This is a genomic window from Aeromonas ichthyocola (assembly GCF_046087985.1).
Taxonomy (GTDB): domain Bacteria; phylum Pseudomonadota; class Gammaproteobacteria; order Enterobacterales; family Aeromonadaceae; genus Aeromonas; species Aeromonas rivipollensis.
Genome location: NZ_JBJSWH010000002.1, coordinates 244,394 through 260,843 on the forward strand (window position 1 = coordinate 244,394; position 16,450 = coordinate 260,843).

General features: G+C 63.0%; 16 protein-coding genes. 4 read left to right on the forward strand and 12 right to left on the reverse strand.

Annotated elements, in window-relative coordinates:
• Positions 1 to 36: 36 nt before the first annotated feature.
• Genes ACF2JD_RS05845 through ACF2JD_RS05855 form a run of 3 tightly spaced genes read right to left on the reverse strand, consistent with a single transcriptional unit; the run spans position 37 to position 1,221 of the window.
• Complete coding sequence (locus ACF2JD_RS05845; RefSeq protein ID WP_440986986.1) at positions 37 to 483, reverse strand: DUF6691 family protein; 447 nt, start codon at positions 481 to 483, stop codon at positions 37 to 39.
• A gap of 13 nt (positions 484 to 496) precedes the next feature.
• Positions 497 to 910, reverse strand: a complete 414-nt coding sequence (locus ACF2JD_RS05850) for a YeeE/YedE family protein (protein WP_440986987.1) — start codon at positions 908 to 910, stop codon at positions 497 to 499.
• Positions 907 to 1,221, reverse strand: coding sequence for an ArsR/SmtB family transcription factor (locus ACF2JD_RS05855; protein ID WP_392418784.1), 315 nt, complete (start codon positions 1,219 to 1,221; stop codon positions 907 to 909). The genes ACF2JD_RS05850 and ACF2JD_RS05855 overlap by 4 nt, the downstream gene beginning before the upstream one ends.
• 92 nt (positions 1,222 to 1,313) lie before the next feature.
• On the opposite strand from ACF2JD_RS05855, the gene ACF2JD_RS05860 reads away from it, so the two are divergent.
• From ACF2JD_RS05860 to ACF2JD_RS05870, 3 genes are all read left to right on the forward strand, one after another.
• Positions 1,314 to 1,499 carry a YgaP family membrane protein gene (locus ACF2JD_RS05860; protein WP_392418697.1) on the forward strand — a complete coding sequence of 62 codons (186 nt, stop codon included), beginning with the start codon at positions 1,314 to 1,316 and terminating at the stop codon, positions 1,497 to 1,499.
• A gap of 365 nt (positions 1,500 to 1,864) precedes the next feature.
• A complete protein-coding gene (locus ACF2JD_RS05865) occupies positions 1,865 to 2,230 on the forward strand; it encodes a hypothetical protein (RefSeq protein WP_440986988.1) in 366 nt (121 codons plus the stop codon).
• A 216-nt stretch (positions 2,231 to 2,446) separates the two neighbouring features.
• Entirely contained in the window at positions 2,447 to 3,175 is a 729-nt protein-coding gene (locus tag ACF2JD_RS05870; RefSeq protein ID WP_025327670.1) for an MgtC/SapB family protein, read from the forward strand.
• Between the two features lie 69 nt (positions 3,176 to 3,244).
• Here the strand turns inward: ACF2JD_RS05870 and ACF2JD_RS05875 are convergent, their stop codons facing one another.
• The 8 genes from ACF2JD_RS05875 to grpE all read right to left on the reverse strand — a co-directional run bounded on the left by ACF2JD_RS05875 (position 3,245) and on the right by grpE (position 14,045).
• Complete coding sequence (locus ACF2JD_RS05875; RefSeq protein ID WP_139744916.1) at positions 3,245 to 4,255, reverse strand: substrate-binding domain-containing protein; 1,011 nt, start codon at positions 4,253 to 4,255, stop codon at positions 3,245 to 3,247.
• A gap of 27 nt (positions 4,256 to 4,282) precedes the next feature.
• Positions 4,283 to 5,698, reverse strand: coding sequence for a sucrose-6-phosphate hydrolase (locus ACF2JD_RS05880; protein WP_440986989.1), 1,416 nt, complete (start codon positions 5,696 to 5,698; stop codon positions 4,283 to 4,285).
• Entirely contained in the window at positions 5,698 to 7,062 is a 1,365-nt protein-coding gene (locus ACF2JD_RS05885; RefSeq protein WP_413826468.1) for a sucrose-specific PTS transporter subunit IIBC, read from the reverse strand. The genes ACF2JD_RS05880 and ACF2JD_RS05885 overlap by 1 nt, the downstream gene beginning before the upstream one ends.
• An 82-nt stretch (positions 7,063 to 7,144) precedes the next feature.
• Complete coding sequence (locus ACF2JD_RS05890; RefSeq protein ID WP_440986990.1) at positions 7,145 to 8,101, reverse strand: aminoimidazole riboside kinase; 957 nt, start codon at positions 8,099 to 8,101, stop codon at positions 7,145 to 7,147.
• 115 nt (positions 8,102 to 8,216) lie between these two features.
• On the reverse strand, positions 8,217 to 9,707 hold the full coding sequence (locus tag ACF2JD_RS05895; protein WP_440986991.1) for a carbohydrate porin: 1,491 nt from the start codon (positions 9,705 to 9,707) through the stop codon (positions 8,217 to 8,219).
• A 262-nt stretch (positions 9,708 to 9,969) separates the two neighbouring features.
• On the reverse strand, positions 9,970 to 11,097 hold the full coding sequence (gene dnaJ, locus ACF2JD_RS05900; protein ID WP_042649830.1) for a molecular chaperone DnaJ: 1,128 nt from the start codon (positions 11,095 to 11,097) through the stop codon (positions 9,970 to 9,972).
• 112 nt (positions 11,098 to 11,209) lie between these two features.
• Positions 11,210 to 13,135 carry a molecular chaperone DnaK gene (dnaK, locus tag ACF2JD_RS05905; protein ID WP_042649831.1) on the reverse strand — a complete coding sequence of 642 codons (1,926 nt, stop codon included), beginning with the start codon at positions 13,133 to 13,135 and terminating at the stop codon, positions 11,210 to 11,212.
• Positions 13,136 to 13,469: 334 nt separating this feature from the next.
• Entirely contained in the window at positions 13,470 to 14,045 is a 576-nt protein-coding gene (gene grpE / locus ACF2JD_RS05910; RefSeq protein WP_042649832.1) for a nucleotide exchange factor GrpE, read from the reverse strand.
• Positions 14,046 to 14,309: 264 nt separating this feature from the next.
• On the opposite strand from grpE, the gene nadK reads away from it, so the two are divergent.
• Positions 14,310 to 15,194: an NAD(+) kinase gene (gene nadK / locus ACF2JD_RS05915; protein WP_106886269.1), complete on the forward strand. Its 885-nt coding sequence runs from the start codon at positions 14,310 to 14,312 to the stop codon at positions 15,192 to 15,194.
• Between the two features lie 39 nt (positions 15,195 to 15,233).
• Here nadK and ACF2JD_RS05920 read toward each other — a convergent pair whose 3' ends face one another.
• Positions 15,234 to 16,394 (reverse strand): diguanylate cyclase, encoded by a 1,161-nt coding sequence (locus ACF2JD_RS05920; protein WP_440986992.1) that lies wholly within the window; start codon positions 16,392 to 16,394, stop codon positions 15,234 to 15,236.
• Positions 16,395 to 16,450: the final 56 nt, after the last annotated feature.

Consider the following 16,450-nt stretch of genomic DNA (forward strand, 5'->3'; position numbering starts at 1 on the left):
CTCTCCTTCCCTGGCGTAATCAGTCACTTCACCGGCTCAGGCGGTATGGGACTGGCGAGCCTTGTTCCGTGCGCGCACCAGCCCCCGGTCGACCAGCAGGATCCCGGCCACCATGGCCGCTATAAACAACAGTATCATGGGCTGACCGCTGGAAATGAGGCTCAAAGCCGGCCCGGGACAGATGCCCACCAACCCCCAGCCTATGCCAAACAGCGCGGCCCCACCGATCAGACGGCGATCCAGCCTGGGGGCCGGTACGGCGACTATGGGCTCCCCCAACAGACTCCGGCGACGGGGTTTCACCAGCAGAAAATAACCCGGCATAAAGACCAGCAGGGCGCCCCCCATCACGAAGGCGAGGCTGGGATCCCAGACCCCCGCCAGATCGAGAAAACCGGTGACCCGGGCGGGATCCACCATGCCGGAGATGGCCATCCCCAGCCCGAACAGCAGGCCCGCAAGCAAACTTGTCAGCAATCTCATGGCAATCAACCTGTCAGAAAATGTGGTGGGTGAAAAAGACGGTGATAAAGCCCGCCGCCATAAAGGTCAGGGTCGCGACTATGGAACGCAGGGAGAGCCGCCCCATGCCGCAGATGCCGTGGCCGCTGGTGCAGCCATTGCCAAGACGGGTACCGACTCCGACCAGCAGACCGGCCAGCAACACCACCGGCCAAACGGGCAGGCTGGTGAATGCAGGCATGCTGGCCCAACCCAGGGTCAGCGCCAACCAGGCGCCGGCCCCCAGCCCCAGCAGAAACAGCACCCGCCAGGGCGCGCGGTGTTGCAGGGCACCGGCCAGAATGCCGCTGATCCCGGCTACCCGGCCGTTGAACAACATCAGGATCAGGGCCGACAGCCCCGCCAGCATGCCGCCGCCCAAAGAGAGCAGCCATTGGCTTTCAATCATCGAATTTCCTCATCTGCGTGACAAAAATGGGTTTGCAGCGCCCCCAGCACATCGGCGGCCGCCTCGCTCACCAGGGAGTAGTAGATCTGCTGGGAGACCTTGCGCGAACGGATAAGGCCACGGCGCTTTAGCACCGACAACTGCTGGGAGAAGGCCGACTGCCCCAGCTGGCTGTGGGCAAGCAGCTCTCCGACCCCCTTCTCCCCTTCCACCAACTGGCAGAGCACCATCAGGCGTTCGGGATGAGCCAACGCCTTGAGCAGGGAGGCGGCGGCCGTCGCGTGTCCGTTCATCTCGTCGAATGGGCTCATAAGCATAAATTAGCAATTGCTGATATTTAGTCTATTGTATAAATCAACACTAAATTAGCAACTACTAAATAATAGAGAAAAGGGAGAGAGACATGACAGTTGATAACGGAGTCAGAGTGGTCGCGGGCAGCATCTTGCTGCTCTCGCTGCTGCTCACCGCCTGGGTCCACCCGGGCTTCGTCTGGCTGAGCGTCTTTGTCGGGGCCAACCTGATCCAGAGCGCCTTCACCGGCTTCTGCCCCGCCGCCATGATCCTGAGGCGCCTGGGCATGAAATAGCACCGAGCGGACGATAATAACGAGGGAGCTCGGGCTCCCTTTTGCTAAAACCTCATTTTGTTTCAATATGTTGCTGCCGGGGACCCAGGGTTTACCCCGGCGGCCGTATCGGCTACCATGTCGCCTCTAATCAATAGCGGAGACCGTCGGTGGGCAACTCATCAAGTGACAGATCCACGCCGACTCCTGTCGTCGGCACCCAGGTCGCGAGCTAGCCGCAGAGTCCCTCTGCCGCAACTCGCAGCCCTGCGAGAAGCGGAAATCCACTCCCCTCTTCTCTTTTTACACTTGACGTCGGGTGACTCCTGGTCAACTGCCATGAGCGCCTTGCCTGCATAGTTTCTGCTTCCCACAAGGAGGCTGCTATGCGTTTGATATCAACCCAGTCTGTATCGACTCACCCCCTGCTGAACAAGCTGGGCCTTGGCATGCTGCCGCGCTGGCTGCGGGGCAAACGGCGCCAGCACCACTACCGGCTGCAGATCCGCTGCGAGGATCGCGCCGATCTGGAGCAGGTGCTGGAGATGGTGAGCCACACCCTGCAACCGGCCGTGCTGCACCCGGTGCAGTCCATGACACCGGGTCGCAGCGGCGGGCGTGAGCTGGTGCTCAACCTGCGGTGCACCCCGCCCCAGCGCCGCTATCTGGTGCAGTTTGTCCATCAGGTCGGGGCAGCTCACCCGGTTCGCTGGGAACTGCGCCCTCGCGGTGATGATCCCGAGCGCACCTGACAGCACCATACTCTGTCAACCAGCGTTCAGGGGGCCGGCCATGCTGGCCCCCTGAACTGTCAGCGGCGCCCTATGGGGCATGCGCAGGGGATGCCCGCACGCCTTGTTTCATTTTTTGTTGGCCAGCAGCGCAATCATCGCCGGGTTTTTCAGCCCTCTTGTGCGGCGTTTCATCATGGATTGCGCGCAGCCATCACTCATCAGAAGGAGTACCCCATGAGAATGTGGCAACAATTTGATCTGCTTGCCCTGCTCGACACCCTGGCCAGCCTGCTGCTCGCCTTCGTGCTCGGCAGCCTGGTCGGCCTCGAGCGCCAGTATCGCCAGCGCACCGCCGGCCTTCGCACCAACGTGCTGGTCGCCGTGGGGGCGGCCCTCTTCGTCAACCTGGCCCAGCGCATCTATGACCTGCACGGCGGCAGCTATGGGGTGGTGCACGTGGTGGCCTATATCGTCTCCGGCATCGGCTTTCTTGGCGCCGGTGTCATCATGCGCGAGTCCGGCAACATCCGCGGCATCAACACAGCCGCCACCCTCTGGGGCGTGGCGGCTGTGGGGGCGGCCAGCGGCGCCGGCTTCGCCATGGAGGCGGTGCTCGGCGCGCTCTTTGTGCTGGCGGCCAACACCCTGCTGCGCCCCCTGGTCAATCAGATCAACCGTCATCCGGTGGACAACACCGACACCGAGGTGACCTACCGCGTCACGGCGCTCATCCGCCGGACTCACCAGAAAGAGGTGCTCCCCTGGCTGGAGCAGAAGCTGGAGCAGGCCAACTACCCCCTGAGCGAGCTGGATATAGAGCCCTTCGGGGAGCAGGACATCGAGATCTCGGCTGTGCTGCTCGCCACCTCCATCGACGGCGACGAGCTGGACGCCCTGATGAAGACGCTGGGGGAGCATCCCCGCATCAAGCAGATCTTCTGGCGTGCCAGCACCACGGATTGAGCCCGCCGCCAGCAGCAAAAAGCCCCGCCAGTATTGGCGGGGCTTTTTCATATGAGACGTGATGGATGACTAGCGGCGGCTGCGCCAGCGCACCCTGGGGAGGATCACCTGGGCGGTCTGTGCGGGGGGATTGCCCGCGATCAGTTGCTGCATCAGCTCGAAGGCGGCCCGGGCCAGGGCCGGACAATCCTGGGCCACGGAGTCGATGCGCATGGGAATGCAGTCGAGCAGATCGTGATCGTCGAAGGTACAGAGCCGCATCCCCGTCTCCATCAGGCCCGCCTCGTTGAGGTAGCGCAGCACCCCTTCCAGCAGAGTAAAAGAGGCGGTGAATAGCCCGCGGGGGGGCGCTCCCAGCTCCTCCACCAGCTCGGCCATCAGCTGATAACCCGAGCGCGGCTGATAGTCGCGATGCCGCACCCGGGCGGCATCCGCCTCAAAACCGGCGCGATGGAGCCCCAGCTCATAGCCAGCCAGCCGGTGGCGACTGGGGGAGAGATCCAGCAGGCCGCCGAAGTAGTAGATCTCCTCGTCGCAATCGATCGCCATGTCCTGCACCAGCTCGGCGGTCGCCTTGCAGGCGTCCGAAATGACCATGGGCAGGCGCGACTCGCCGATGTGGCGGTCGAGCTGCACCACCGGCAGGCGGTCGTGAATGCGGGCATAGATGTCGTCGCTGTGACCGCTGGAGGCAACGATGAGGCCATCCACCTGACGGCTGATGAGATTGTCCACCACCCGCTGCTCCAGGGTAGGATCATCTTCGGAGCAGGCGATGAGCAGCTGGATGCCCGCCTCCCGGCAGTGGGCCTCGAGGGCGCGCGCTATGCTGGCGAACCCGAAGTTGGTGAGATCGGGGATCACCAGCCCCCAGGTGTAGCTGCGGGTCTCGCGCAGGGAGCGGGCATGAAAGCTCGGCTGGTAGTGGCACTCATCCGCCACCGCCTGGATCCGCTTGCGGGTATCGTCGGCAATCCTGTACTCCGCACTCTTGCCGTTGAGCACCAGACTGGCGGTCGCCTTGGAGACCCCCGCCAGTTCGGCTATCTGGGCAATCGTGATCCGTTTCTTCTTCTCCACCTGGCCTCCCGGCTGACTAGCACCGGGCTATTGTACTAGGCAAGCCGCCAGCGGCCAGTGATCAAGGCAAATTTTGCAGCCATCATCGCCGTTACCCGATGAAAGTTGCGGCTTTTCCCCGGGGAAGTAGCGCGCCGACAGGCTCTGGCGACCCTGATCCACGAAACACTCCAGGCTGGAGCTGTCGCAAAGGACGGTGATCTTGCCTCCGAGCCAAGGGGCGGCTCTCTCCTCCCAGGCCCCGCTCTGCCAGTTCTGGCGCCGCAGGATGATGCGCCCCGGCTGCCACACCAGCTCGGCCACGGCGCCAAACCAGAGGCTGCCCTCACCGCCAAGCGCCAGATCGAGCCAGGCCGAGTCGATGGCCAGCCCCGGAAATTCACCGAGCGTCCCCTCGAAGCGGGTCTGCTCCCCCTTCAATGCCGCGAGCTCCGCCACTGGCCGCTGGCAGAGCCAGTCGTCCTGCCAGAACAGCTCTCGCGGGCAGCTCATCTGATGGATCCAGCCGTGAGCGATAGTGGGCTGGCTCATCTCGTTCTCCTCCGGCAGCCCCAGCCAGCCGAACAGCAGGCGCCGCCCCTGGCTGTCTTGGGTGGTTTGCGGCGCATAGAACTCGAAGCCCCTGTCCAGCTCGTGGAAAGCCCCGTGCTCGAACTGCTCGCCGTCGAAATCGCCCGCCAGCCAGCCGCACTGATAGAGGTTGCGATAATACTCCCCTTGCGGGGCAATCCCCTGGGGGCAGCAGATCAGCAGATGGCGATCCCCTAGGGGGAAGAGATCCGGGCACTCCCACATATAGCCAAAGTCCCCGAGACCGCCGCGCCCGCTGCCGGCGATGGGGCCCACCAGCGTCCAGGCATCCAGCCTGTCGCCGCGATAGAGCAGCACCTCCCCCCGATCGTCCAGGGTGCGGGCCCCCAGCACCATGAGCCACTGCTGGCCGTCGTGCCACACCTTGGGGTCGCGCACATGGCCGCTGTAGCCTTGGGGCAGATCCAGCACGGGGCCCAGCTTGTCGAAACCACCCCGTCCATCGTCGCGGGCCAGACACTGGAAGGCGGTGCGGCTGCCATCCGGGTATTTGACGTTGCCTGTGTAGACGAGGGTCAGGCGCCCCTGCTCGTCGCTCACCGCCGAGCCGGAATAGCAGCCGTGGCTCTCATAGTCCTCGGTGGGCAAGAGCGCCACCGGCTCGTGCTGCCAGTGCAGCAGATCGGTCGAGGTGACGTGACCCCAGCCCTTGTTGCGGTGCTCGCAGCCCAGCGGATTCCACTGGTAGAAGAGGTGGTAGCGCCCGTCGTGCTCGATAAAACCGTTGGGGTCGTTGAGCAGCCCCACAGGGGCTGCCAGATGCCAGCGGGGCCTATGGGGATCGGCCGCCGCCTTGAGCTGTCCGGCCAGCAGGGACCGGACAATCTGGTTGAGGAGATAAGCGTCCTTCATCACTCCACCTTGTACTTGAGCAGGTAGGAGGCGACGAAGGCGGCACCAAAGGCGATAACCAGCCCGATGACGTAGTGGATGAGGCTCATGGGCTGGACTATTGCCATGCCCGGAATGCCGGTCAGCCCCACCGCCGTCATCCCCACCTTGGCCGCCACCACGTAGGCGCCGCCGCAGGCACCGCCGAACAGACCGGCCAGGAAGGGTTTGATGTAGCGCAGGTTGACGCCGAAGATGGCGGCTTCCGTGATGCCGAGCAGGCAGGACATGGCTGCCGGCACGGTAATCGCCTTGATCTTCACATCCCGGGTCTTGAAGTAGACCGCCAGGCAAGCCCCGCCCTGGGCCACGTTGGCCATGGCCCAGATGGGCAGCAGGAAATTGACGCCTATGGCCGGGTTGGTGAGCAGCCCAGCCTCTATGGCGTGGAAGCTGTGATGGATGCCGGTGATGACGATAAGCGAATAGGTGCCGCCAAACACCAGCCCCGCCAGCCAGCCCGCCTGCTCATAGAGGGCGCTCAGACCAAAGGAGATGCCATCCCCCAGTACCCGACCCGCCGGGCCGATAAAGAGCAGCGCCACGAAGCCGGTAATGATGACGGTCAAGAAGGGGGTGAGGATCAGATCCAGGGCGTCCGGGATGCGCTTGCGCAGCTGCTTCTCCAGGTGCGACATGAACCAGACCGCCAGCAGCACTGGGAAGACGGTGCCCTGGTAGCCGATCATCGCCACATCCAACCCGAAGAAGTCCATGGTCTTGAACCCCCCCGCCACGCCCCAGGCGTTGGTCAGGGCCGGGTGGGTAAGAATGCCGCCAAGGGTCGCCCCCAGATAGGGGTTGCCGCCAAACTCCCGCGCCGCGGTAAAGCCGATCAGGATCGGTAAAATGATGAAGGCCGCCGAGCTGAACATGTCGAGCATGACGAAGAGGGCGCTGTCGGCGTTGACCCAGCCGTAGGTGCGCACCATGCCGAGCAGCCCCATCAGCAGGCCGGAGGCGACGATGGCCGGAATGATGGGCACGAAGATGTTGGAGAGGGTCCGCGCCAGGCGCTGGGCCACATTGAGCTTGGCCGTCGCCAGGTCGGTCAGCTCCGCCTTGCTGGCGGTGCCGGTGCCGGTCAGCGCCACGAACTCGGCATAGACCTTGTTGACCAGACCGGTGCCGAAGATCACCTGGATCTGACCGGCGTTGCTGAAGCACCCCTTGACCCCCTCCAGCTTGTCGATGGCGGCCTTGTTGACCTTGCTGTCGTCCGCCAGCACCAGCCGCAGCCGGGTGGCGCAGTGAGCGGCGCTGACGATGTTCTCCTTGCCCCCGAGCAGGGGCACCAGATCCTTGGCTATTGCACTGATATTCATAATCTTCCTCTTATGACCCGCCGTCTGGCGGGCCCTTGTCACATGAGAGTAGGGGCTGTTGAGCCGGGCTTCTAGCCGCAGATCAACGGCCGCTTGCGCTCGATCGCAAAAATTCATCTAGCTGGGTGCGGGTGGGTAGCGCCGTCATGGCCCCCTTGGCGGTGGTGGCGAGCGCCCCGCAGCCGTGAGCCTGAGCCAGGATGGCGGGCAGCTCGGCCAGCGTCGGCAGTGACGAACGCCCGGCCAGCGCGGCCAACAGTCCAGCAACGAAGGCATCTCCCGCCCCCGTGGTGTCGAGCGGGGTCACTTTCTGCCCCACCCACTCCAGCAGATCGCCACCCAGACGGGCCACCACACCGGCCGCCCCCCGGGTCACCAGCACCAGGGCCGGGCCCGAGAGGGTGGCGAGCCCCGTGAGCAGATCATCCTCGCCACTCAGCAGTTGCAGCTCCTCCACCGAGAGCTTGACCACGTCCGCCAGGGCCATGGCCGCGCTAACCTGCGGCAGCATCTCGGCGGGGTTGCCCCACACCTCGGGGCGCAGGTTGGGGTCGAAGCAGACCCGTCCTCCGACCGCCTTGATGGCGGCCATGGCCTGCAGGCAACTGTTGCGCACAGGTTCGTTGGCGAGCGCGATGGAGCAGCTGAGCAACCACTGACCGGCCTCGAAGCGGGGCAAGTCAGCCGGTTCGAGGAACTGGTCGGCACTGGGGCGCACCATGAAGGTGAAGCTGCGCTCCCCTTCTTCATCGAGCTCCACCAGCACAGTGGAGGTTCGGTGGGCCGGATCCTGAGTCAGATGACGGATATCGACGCCCTCTGCCACCAGGGTATCGGCCATAAAGCGGCCGAAGGGATCGGCGCCGACCCGACCGATAAAGGCCGATTCACCGCCGAGCCGTGCCACCCCCACCGCCACGTTGGCGGGTGCGCCACCCGGACACTTGAGGTAGTGCAGCTCCCCTTCCGGGATAAGATCCACCACCGCATCCCCCATTACCCACACACGATTCCCCACCTTGCTACTCCACTGCTGCATCGGATCCACTGCCAGAGCCGGGCTCTGTTCTCTTGGTCGGCATTATCAGCTAAACCGTTTTAGCTAACCAACAGATCCCGGCGCCGTCTGCCATTTTTGTGATCGGGATAACGAACTAGAACCAGGTTTCCATCTGCACGCCAAAGTTCCACTCGCCACCGGCGGTGAAATCGCTCTGGCCCATGGCATCTGTGCTGGCGTAGTTGTCGAGCTCGGAGGACCAGTCCATCCAGGTGGCGAATACCCGCAGCTCGGGCCGCTCGAAGAAGCCGGCGGTCTGCGCCTTGAAGGTGGGGGCGAAGGTGAGCTTGGTGAAGTTGCCGCTCACCGCCTGACGCCCCTTGTAGCCCTTGGGATCCAAGTCCATGTACTGCCAGGCGGCCTCGTAGACCAGCTCGACGTTCTGGCTCAGCACCTGGGCAACCCGGGTGTTGAGGGTCAGCCACTGATACTCGTCCCCCTTCACGTAGCGATCCTGGCTCTGCTCCGCCAGCAGGGCCGGAGCAAAACGCCAGCGCGGGTTGAGATCGGTGGCACCAAACACGGCGACCCGCACCGCGTCGGCATCCGGCAGCAGCTCGCTGTCGGAGCCCAACCCCTTGAGCTCGGCCCCCAGGCCATGGCCGTAGAGCACGGCGGCCTTGGAGAAGCCGGGATTGATGCCGAAGAAGCTCTCGCCGTGGTAGGCCAGCAGGGTGTGCGCCCCCTTGTTCGCCGCCTCGCTGCCAACGCCGCCGTCGTTGATGCGCGCCTCGTTGTCCTTGGCGGAGAGGCCGCTGAGCATCCACTGCCAGTTGCCGAACCTGTTGTTCATGGTGAGGATGTAACTCTCTATGTCCGAGAGACCGCTGGCGCTGATGTCGCCGTAGTCACGACCGTAGAGGGAGAAGTTCGCCTTCCAGCTGTCGGCCAGCTGCACGTCGTAGACGCCGCCACCTGTCCCGGCCAGGAAGACCATGTCCGAGTCGAGCCAGTGGATGTCGAAGTTGTCCCGATCGAAGCGCTTGCCCGCCCAGAGCACAGAGTGCTGGAAGGGGCCGCTGAAGCTCGCCAGGTCGCCGATTTCGGCAAACACCTGACGGGTGTTGAGGCTGGAATCGCTGGCGGTCCAGTCGTTGCTGGTCTCCACTCCGTCCGCCAGCATCAGCTTGTAGCGGGCCCAGCTGCCGTCATCGAAGGTCTGGGTCTTCAGCAGATTCGCTTCCATGTAGGTGTCGTCTTCGTTGCCAAGGCGACCCACGGCCCCGCCCACAGAGCCGGCCGGCGTCACGTAAGGGCCGCCGCGCCCGCCGTTGCCGTTGCTGTTGACCAGGAGGCCCGAGCGGGCATAGCCGTGAAACTCGAAGCCCTGGGCACCGGCGGTCTGCTTGTCCACCTTCTCGCTCTGGGCCTTGGCCACCACGGCTGTCTCCCGGGCTTCGCTCGCCTTGCTCTGGGCCTCGTCGGCCCGCGCTTCGGCGGCGGCGGCGCGGGACTCTGCCGCCTGCACCCGTGCCTCCAGCGCCGCCAGACGTGCCTCTATACCGCCCTGTGCCGCCCACAGCGGGCTGCTCATTCCCAATCCCAGCGCTACCGCCAGCGCCAACTTGCTCTTGAACATCGTCATCTTCCTCACCTGTCATCTGCCGCCCGTCCGGGCGCTGTTGTTATGGACGAGCAGAGAATAGCTAAACCGCTTTAGCTAACTCAATATGCCAGCTAAACCGTTTCAGCCACTTGTGATCAGAGTAACGTTTGCACAGGAAAAACCGCCGGGAGTTGTGAGGAGGATCCCTCATCGGGATCCACTCAATAGGGCGGATCCGGGGCAAATGGCAGGCAAAAAGAAAGCCGGCACTGAAGGCCGGCTTGCATCACGCTTGCGGTGATTACTTGGTCAGATCGTCGAAGAAGCGTTTCACCCCTTCGAAGAAGCCTTCGGATTTCGGCTTGTGGGTCTTGGCGGCGGCACCGCTGAAGGACTCGTCCAGCTGGCGCAGCAGATCTTTCTGGGTCTCGGTCAGCTTGACCGGGGTCTCGATCACCACCTTGCACATCAGATCCCCCACCTGGCCGGAGCGCACGGACTTGACGCCCTTGCCCCGCAGGCGGAACAGCTTGCCGGTCTGGGTTTCCGCCGTGACCTTGAGCTTGACCCGGCCATCCAGGGTCGGCACTTCGATCTCGCCGCCCAGCGCCGCCGTGGTGAAGCTGATGGGCACCTCGCAGTAGAGATCGTTGCCGTCACGGACGAAGATCTCGTGCTCCTTGACGTGGACCTGTACGTAGAGATCCCCGGCCGGTGCACCGGCCTCCCCCGCTTCCCCTTCGCCGGAGAGACGGATGCGATCGCCGGTATCGACGCCCGCCGGGATCTTCACCGACAGGGTCTTGGTCTTCTGGTAGCGCCCTTCCCCATGGCACTTGCGGCACGGATCCTTGATGATCTTGCCGCGACCGTGACAGTGGGGGCAGGCCTGCTGCACCGCGAAGAAGCCCTGGCGCATCTGCACCTGACCGGAGCCGTGGCAGGTCGGGCAGGTATGGGCCTGGCTGCCGGTGTGGGCACCGGATCCGTTGCAGACCTCGCAATGGACCTGGGTCGGGATCTTGATCTCCTTGGAGACCCCGCGCACCGCCTCTTCCAGGGTCAGCTCCATGTTGTAGCGCAGGTCGGAGCCACGGGCCGGGCCGCGACGACCACCCCCACGACCGCCGAAGATGTCACCAAACACATCGCCGAAGATGTCACCGAAATCGGCACCACCGCCGTGGCCGCCGCCCTGGCTCTGATCCACGCCGGCATGACCATACTGGTCATAGCGGGCACGCAGGTTCTCGTCGGTCAGGACCTCGTAGGCTTCCTTGACCTCTTTGAACTTCTCTTCCGATGCGGCATCACCCTGATTGCGATCCGGGTGATACTTCATCGCCAGACGCTTGTACGCCTTCTTGATCTCGCGCTCGTCGGCACCTTTCGATACCCCGAGCACTTCGTAGAAATCGCGCTTCGACATACTCATCCTGTTCTACTTGAGCCGTTATGCAGACGGGCGTTGGTTACCCAACGCCCGTGAAATCATTGACTGAGCCGATGGGCAGAGTCTGCTCTGCCCATCTGGGTTGGGCTTATTTCTTGTCGTCTTTCACTTCTTCGAACTCGGCGTCGACCACGTCGTCGTCAGCCTTGGCGGAAGAAGAGGAGTGACCGGCCTCGGCACCGGCGCCTTGCGCCTGAGCCTGCTGCTGGGCAATCTCCATCAGCTTCTGGGACGCTTCCATCAGGGCCTGTTGCTTGGCTTCGATGGCAGCCTTGTCGTCACCCTTGATGACGGCTTCCAGCTCGGACAGTGCGGTTTCGATCTTGGTCTTGTCGTCGGCAGGCAGGGCGTCACCGGCTTCGGTGACCTGCTTGCGGACCGAGTGGACCAGACCGTCAGCCTGGTTGCGGGTCTGCACCAGCTCTTCGAACTTCTTGTCTTCCGCCGCGTTGGCTTCGGCTTCGCGTACCATGCGCTCGATCTCGTCATCAGACAGACCAGAGGAGGCCTGGATGGTGATCTTCTGCTCCTTGTTGGTCTCCTTGTCTTTCGCGGAGACGTGCAGGATGCCGTTGGCGTCGATGTCGAAGGTCACTTCGATCTGCGGCAGACCGCGCGGTGCCGGACGGATGCCTTCCAGGTTGAACTGGCCCAGGGACTTGTTGTCGCTTGCGCGCTTGCGCTCACCCTGCAGCACGTGAATGGTCACGGCAGACTGGTTGTCTTCGGCAGTGGAGAACACCTGGGACTTCTTGGTCGGGATGGTGGTGTTCTTCTCGATCAGCGCAGTCATCACGCTGCCCATGGTTTCGATACCCAGAGAGAGCGGGGTCACGTCCAGCAGCAGTACGTCTGTCTTGTCACCGGACAGTACGGCACCCTGGATGGCAGCACCCATGGCCACGGCTTCGTCCGGGTTGACGTCTTTACGCGGCTCTTTGCCAAAGAAGTCGGCAACGGTCTTCTGAACCAGCGGCATACGGGTCTGACCACCCACCAGGATGACGTCGTCGATCTCGCCAACCGCCAGACCGGAGTCTTTCAGGGCGACACGGACCGGCTCCAGGGAGTCTTTCACCATGTCTTCCACCAGGGATTCCAGCTTGGCGCGGGTCACCTTGATGTTCATGTGCTTCGGACCTGTGGCATCTGCAGTGATGTACGGCAGGTTGACGTCGGTCTGCTGGGCGGAAGAGAGCTCGATCTTGGCTTTCTCGGCGGCATCTTTCAGACGCTGCAGAGCCAGCTGGTCGTTGCGAAGATCGATGCCCTGCTCACGCTTGAACTCGTCTACCAGGTAGTTGATGACGCGGTTGTCGAAGTCTTCACCACCCAGGTGGGTGTTACCGTTGGTCGCCAGTACTTCGAAGGTGGTTTCACCTTCCACTTCGTCGATCTCGATGATGGAGATGTCGAAGGTACCGCCACCCAGGTCATAGACGGCAACCTTGCGCTCGCCCTTGACCTTGTTCACGCCATAGGCGAAGGCCGCAGCTGTCGGTTCGTTGATGATGCGTTTTACATCCAGACCGGCGATGCGACCGGCATCCTTGGTGGCCTGACGCTGGGCGTCGTTGAAGTAGGCCGGTACTGTGATGACCGCTTCGGTCACCGGCTCGCCCAGGTAATCCTCGGCGGTCTTCTTCATCTTCTTCAGCACTTCGGCAGAGATCTGCGGCGGTGCCATTTTCTTGCCTTTGACTTCTACCCAGGCGTCACCGTTGTCAGCCTTGGCGATGGCGTACGGCATGATCTTCAGATCGCGCTGTACTTCTTCATCTTCGAAACGACGGCCAATCAGACGCTTGATAGCGAACAGCGTGTTCTTCGGGTTGGTGATGGCTTGGCGCTTGGCCGGCTGACCAACCAGGATTTCGCCGTCATCGGCATAGGCAATGATGGACGGAGTAGTACGGTCGCCTTCCGCGTTCTCGATCACGCGAGCATGGTCGCCATCCAGAATAGCAACGCAGGAGTTGGTAGTACCCAGGTCAATACCGATGATTTTACCCATTTGACGAATCTCCAAATACTTTGAATAAACTGGCGAGGGGCTCGCCTTAAATACGTTAACGGCTAGGTGGGGCCTGCCACTGTGGCTTTCAAGCACCCGACATCAAATTCTTTCCGTGTCACCTAAGTTTCCATGCCACTGAAATCAGATGCCGCCGTGGCCTTGCCACCTATATGGGGTCTCGAGCCGACGCTTCAAGCCCTGACCTTAAAAAACCGCGCATTCTTGCCCCTTGGGCGCAAGAGTGCTTGCCAAATGGCGCCAGAAAATACGCTGATGGCGCCGCTACCAATAAAAAGCCCGCCGAGCGGCGGGCTCAGCACAGCGACGGGACTCAGGCCGGGGCCTTGGAGACCATCACCATGGCCGGACGGATCACCCGACCGTTGAGTTCATAGCCCTTCTGCATCACGGCGATGACGGTGTTCGCCGCCACTTCGGCATTGTCGATCATGCTGATCGCCTGATGGGCGTTGGGATCGAACGGCTGGTTCAGCGGATCCAGCGGGAGCAGGCCAAACTTGGCCACCGAGCTCTGCATGGATTTCAGGGTCAGCTCGACCCCTTCGATCATCGGCTTGAGCGCCTCATTTTCCTTGTCGGCCAGCTCGATGGCACGCTCCAGGTTGTCCAGCACCGGCAGCAGCTCGCCGGCGAACTTCTCCAGCGCGAACTTGTGGGCCTTCTCCACGTCCTGAGCGGCGCGGCGACGCAGGTTTTCCATCTCGGCGACGGCACGCACGGCGCGCTCACGCTCTTCCAGGGAGGCCTGCTGGGCTGCCTCCAACTGGGCCTCCAGCTCGGCAATGCGGGCCTGCTCGGCTGTCACTTCACTGTCTACATCGGTCGGCTCGACTGGCTGGGCTTCCACTTGCTCCATCGCTTCAACCTTTTGTTCTTCGTGGCTCATGACATCTCCAATATTCAGGGGTTACTTACGAGGGGTTGCTGACGTTCAGGTAAGCGACACGCGTCAACGGACCCTGTGTTGGCGCTATTATGGGGACGCAGCCCCGTCTTTCAAGGGGAAAAGGGCATATCAGGCGCAATGCCTCTCGCCAGCCGGCCAGGTTGCCGCTTTTCGGGGCCGATTGCGCCAAGGGCCATGGAGACAGACAAATCCCCGGCAAAGCGCGGTATACTCCCCGCAAGACTTCCCCAGACCCGATAACCTATGGATTCTCCGTTCAAAACCGTTGCCCTCATCGGCAAGCCCCATCATGAAGGGGCCAACCAGACCCTCAGCGGCCTGCATCAATACCTGAGTACCCGCGGTTTTCGGGTGCTGCTGGAGAGCCGGGTCGCCCAGACCTTAGGGCTCTTGGGTGACAACGTGATGGATCTGGTGCAGCTCGGTGAGCAGGCGGATCTGGCCATAGTGGTCGGCGGTGACGGCAACATGCTGGGGGCGGCCCGGGTGCTGTCCCGGTTCGATGTGGCTGTGATAGGGGTGAACCGGGGCAACCTCGGCTTCCTGACCGATCTCTCCCCCCAGGATTACCTGCTGCCCCTGGAGCAGGTGCTCTCCGGCCACTTCAAGAGCGAGCACCGCTTCCTGCTGGAGGCCGCCGTCTATCGCCACGGCGAGCGCAAGTCGAGCAACCTGGCGGTCAACGAGGCGGTGCTGCACCCGGGCAAGATAGCCCACATGATAGAGTTCGAGGTCTACATCGACGGCAGCTTCATGTACAGCCAGCGCTCGGACGGCATCATAGTCGCCACCCCCACCGGCTCCACCGCCTACTCATTGTCGGCGGGGGGCGCCATCCTCACCCCCAAGCTCAACGCCATCACGCTGGTGCCCATGTTCCCGCATACCCTGAGCAGCCGCCCCATAGTGCTGGACGCGGACAGCGAGGTGCGGCTGCTGGTCTCCCCCGACAATCAGGATGACGCCATGCAGGTGAGCTGCGACGGCCAGGTGACCCTGGCGGTTCACCCGGGGGACGAGATCCTCATCAAGAAAAGCCAGCACAAGCTGCATCTGGTCCATCCGCTGGATTACAGCTACTTCCACGTGCTGCGCAACAAGCTCGGCTGGGGCAGCAAGCTGTTCTAGCCAGCGGGCCCGGGCCGCAGCAAGGCTGAAGGCGAGGGGCTAGCCCTCGCCGCCCTCAACCAGCCGAAGCGGTCCGGGTTCGAGCTGCAGAAGCACGCCATTTCGCCCCGCCGCCTTGACCCTGTACATGGCCTCGTCGGCCTTCGTCAGCAAGTGCGCCAACCCTGACTCAGCGCCCGCGCAGACGCCACCCACACTGACAGTCACCCCCTCGCACGGCGGGCAGGCCCCCTGACGGGAGCCCGTCTCTATCTGGCGGCGGATCCGGTCGCAGATGTCATGGGCCATCTGGCCGTTCACCCCTCCCATGATGATGGCGAACTCCTCGCCACCTATGCGTCCCACCAGATCATCCTTGCGCGCCTCGGCCACCAGCACCCTGGCCACGAACCGGATCACCTCATCACCACAGCCGTGACCAAATCTGTCATTGACGCTCTTGAAGTGATCGATGTCGAGCACCACCACGCAGCGCACCTGCCCCGGCAGTGCCCGCTCCCCCTGTCTGAACAGGCCCCGCCGGTTGAGCACCCCGGTGAGGGGATCCCGCTCCGAGAGGGCCAGCAGCGCCTGCTCCGCCTCCACGTAGGCCACCAGGGGCAGCAGCAATACCGAGCCTATGGTCAGCACCATGTGCATGAAGAAGATGCCATCGAGCAGCCAGTCTCCGTTACCCATGGGACTATCAGGCCCCAGCAAGAGCAGCAACCCCTGGCTCAGCAATATGGTGAAATGCAGCAGGTAGATGACGGCGACGGCATGAAGTACCCGCTTCTGGTGGCGGCTGAGGGAGACGATGAGACAAGCACACCAGAGGTAGACCACAGACTCCATCAGGGCCAGCACCATGCGCACCTCGAAATGGCTCGACAACCCCAGATAGGCAAGCAGCAACAGGGCAACCCCTGCCCACAGGGGGCGGGGGCGCCAGGACAGGCCGTAGAGGGCATAAAAGCCGGCCAGCAACAGCAATATGCTCATGAGGGAGACCAGGCCACCGACCCTGATCCCCAGGGCCGGATGGCCACTCCCTATCCCCAGACTGAGCAGCAAGATGGAGAGGGAGAAGAGGAAGGCAGACAGGGACCAGAACAGGAAGTTGCGCCGACCAGGCTTCAAGAAGTGGATGAACAACATGAGCAGTGCCGACATCAGATTGATTGCCAGGGAGATCAACAACAGGGTCGGGGTGTGGATCATCTAGACGCATCCTTGGTGAAGAGCATGGTGGCCTGCCCGTTGAACCTGAGCCTAGC

What these genes read in the sequence shown, in the direction of transcription:
- dnaK (WP_042649831.1), bottom strand. Translation starts at nt 13,135, where the DNA reads ATGGGTAAAATCATCGGTATTGACCTGGGTACTACCAACTCCTGCGTT.
- ACF2JD_RS05870 (WP_025327670.1), top strand. Translation starts at nt 2,447, where the DNA reads ATGAGAATGTGGCAACAATTTGATCTGCTTGCCCTGCTCGACACCCTG.
- ACF2JD_RS05880 (WP_440986989.1), bottom strand. Translation starts at nt 5,698, where the DNA reads ATGAAGGACGCTTATCTCCTCAACCAGATTGTCCGGTCCCTGCTGGCC.
- nadK (WP_106886269.1), top strand. Translation starts at nt 14,310, where the DNA reads ATGGATTCTCCGTTCAAAACCGTTGCCCTCATCGGCAAGCCCCATCAT.
- dnaJ (WP_042649830.1), bottom strand. Translation starts at nt 11,097, where the DNA reads ATGTCGAAGCGCGATTTCTACGAAGTGCTCGGGGTATCGAAAGGTGCC.
- ACF2JD_RS05855 (WP_392418784.1), bottom strand. Translation starts at nt 1,221, where the DNA reads ATGAGCCCATTCGACGAGATGAACGGACACGCGACGGCCGCCGCCTCC.
- ACF2JD_RS05895 (WP_440986991.1), bottom strand. Translation starts at nt 9,707, where the DNA reads ATGACGATGTTCAAGAGCAAGTTGGCGCTGGCGGTAGCGCTGGGATTG.
- ACF2JD_RS05845 (WP_440986986.1), bottom strand. Translation starts at nt 483, where the DNA reads ATGAGATTGCTGACAAGTTTGCTTGCGGGCCTGCTGTTCGGGCTGGGG.
- ACF2JD_RS05885 (WP_413826468.1), bottom strand. Translation starts at nt 7,062, where the DNA reads ATGAATATCAGTGCAATAGCCAAGGATCTGGTGCCCCTGCTCGGGGGC.
- ACF2JD_RS05850 (WP_440986987.1), bottom strand. Translation starts at nt 910, where the DNA reads ATGATTGAAAGCCAATGGCTGCTCTCTTTGGGCGGCGGCATGCTGGCG.
- ACF2JD_RS05865 (WP_440986988.1), top strand. Translation starts at nt 1,865, where the DNA reads ATGCGTTTGATATCAACCCAGTCTGTATCGACTCACCCCCTGCTGAAC.
- grpE (WP_042649832.1), bottom strand. Translation starts at nt 14,045, where the DNA reads ATGAGCCACGAAGAACAAAAGGTTGAAGCGATGGAGCAAGTGGAAGCC.
- ACF2JD_RS05890 (WP_440986990.1), bottom strand. Translation starts at nt 8,101, where the DNA reads ATGCAGCAGTGGAGTAGCAAGGTGGGGAATCGTGTGTGGGTAATGGGG.
- ACF2JD_RS05920 (WP_440986992.1), bottom strand. Translation starts at nt 16,394, where the DNA reads ATGATCCACACCCCGACCCTGTTGTTGATCTCCCTGGCAATCAATCTG.
- ACF2JD_RS05860 (WP_392418697.1), top strand. Translation starts at nt 1,314, where the DNA reads ATGACAGTTGATAACGGAGTCAGAGTGGTCGCGGGCAGCATCTTGCTG.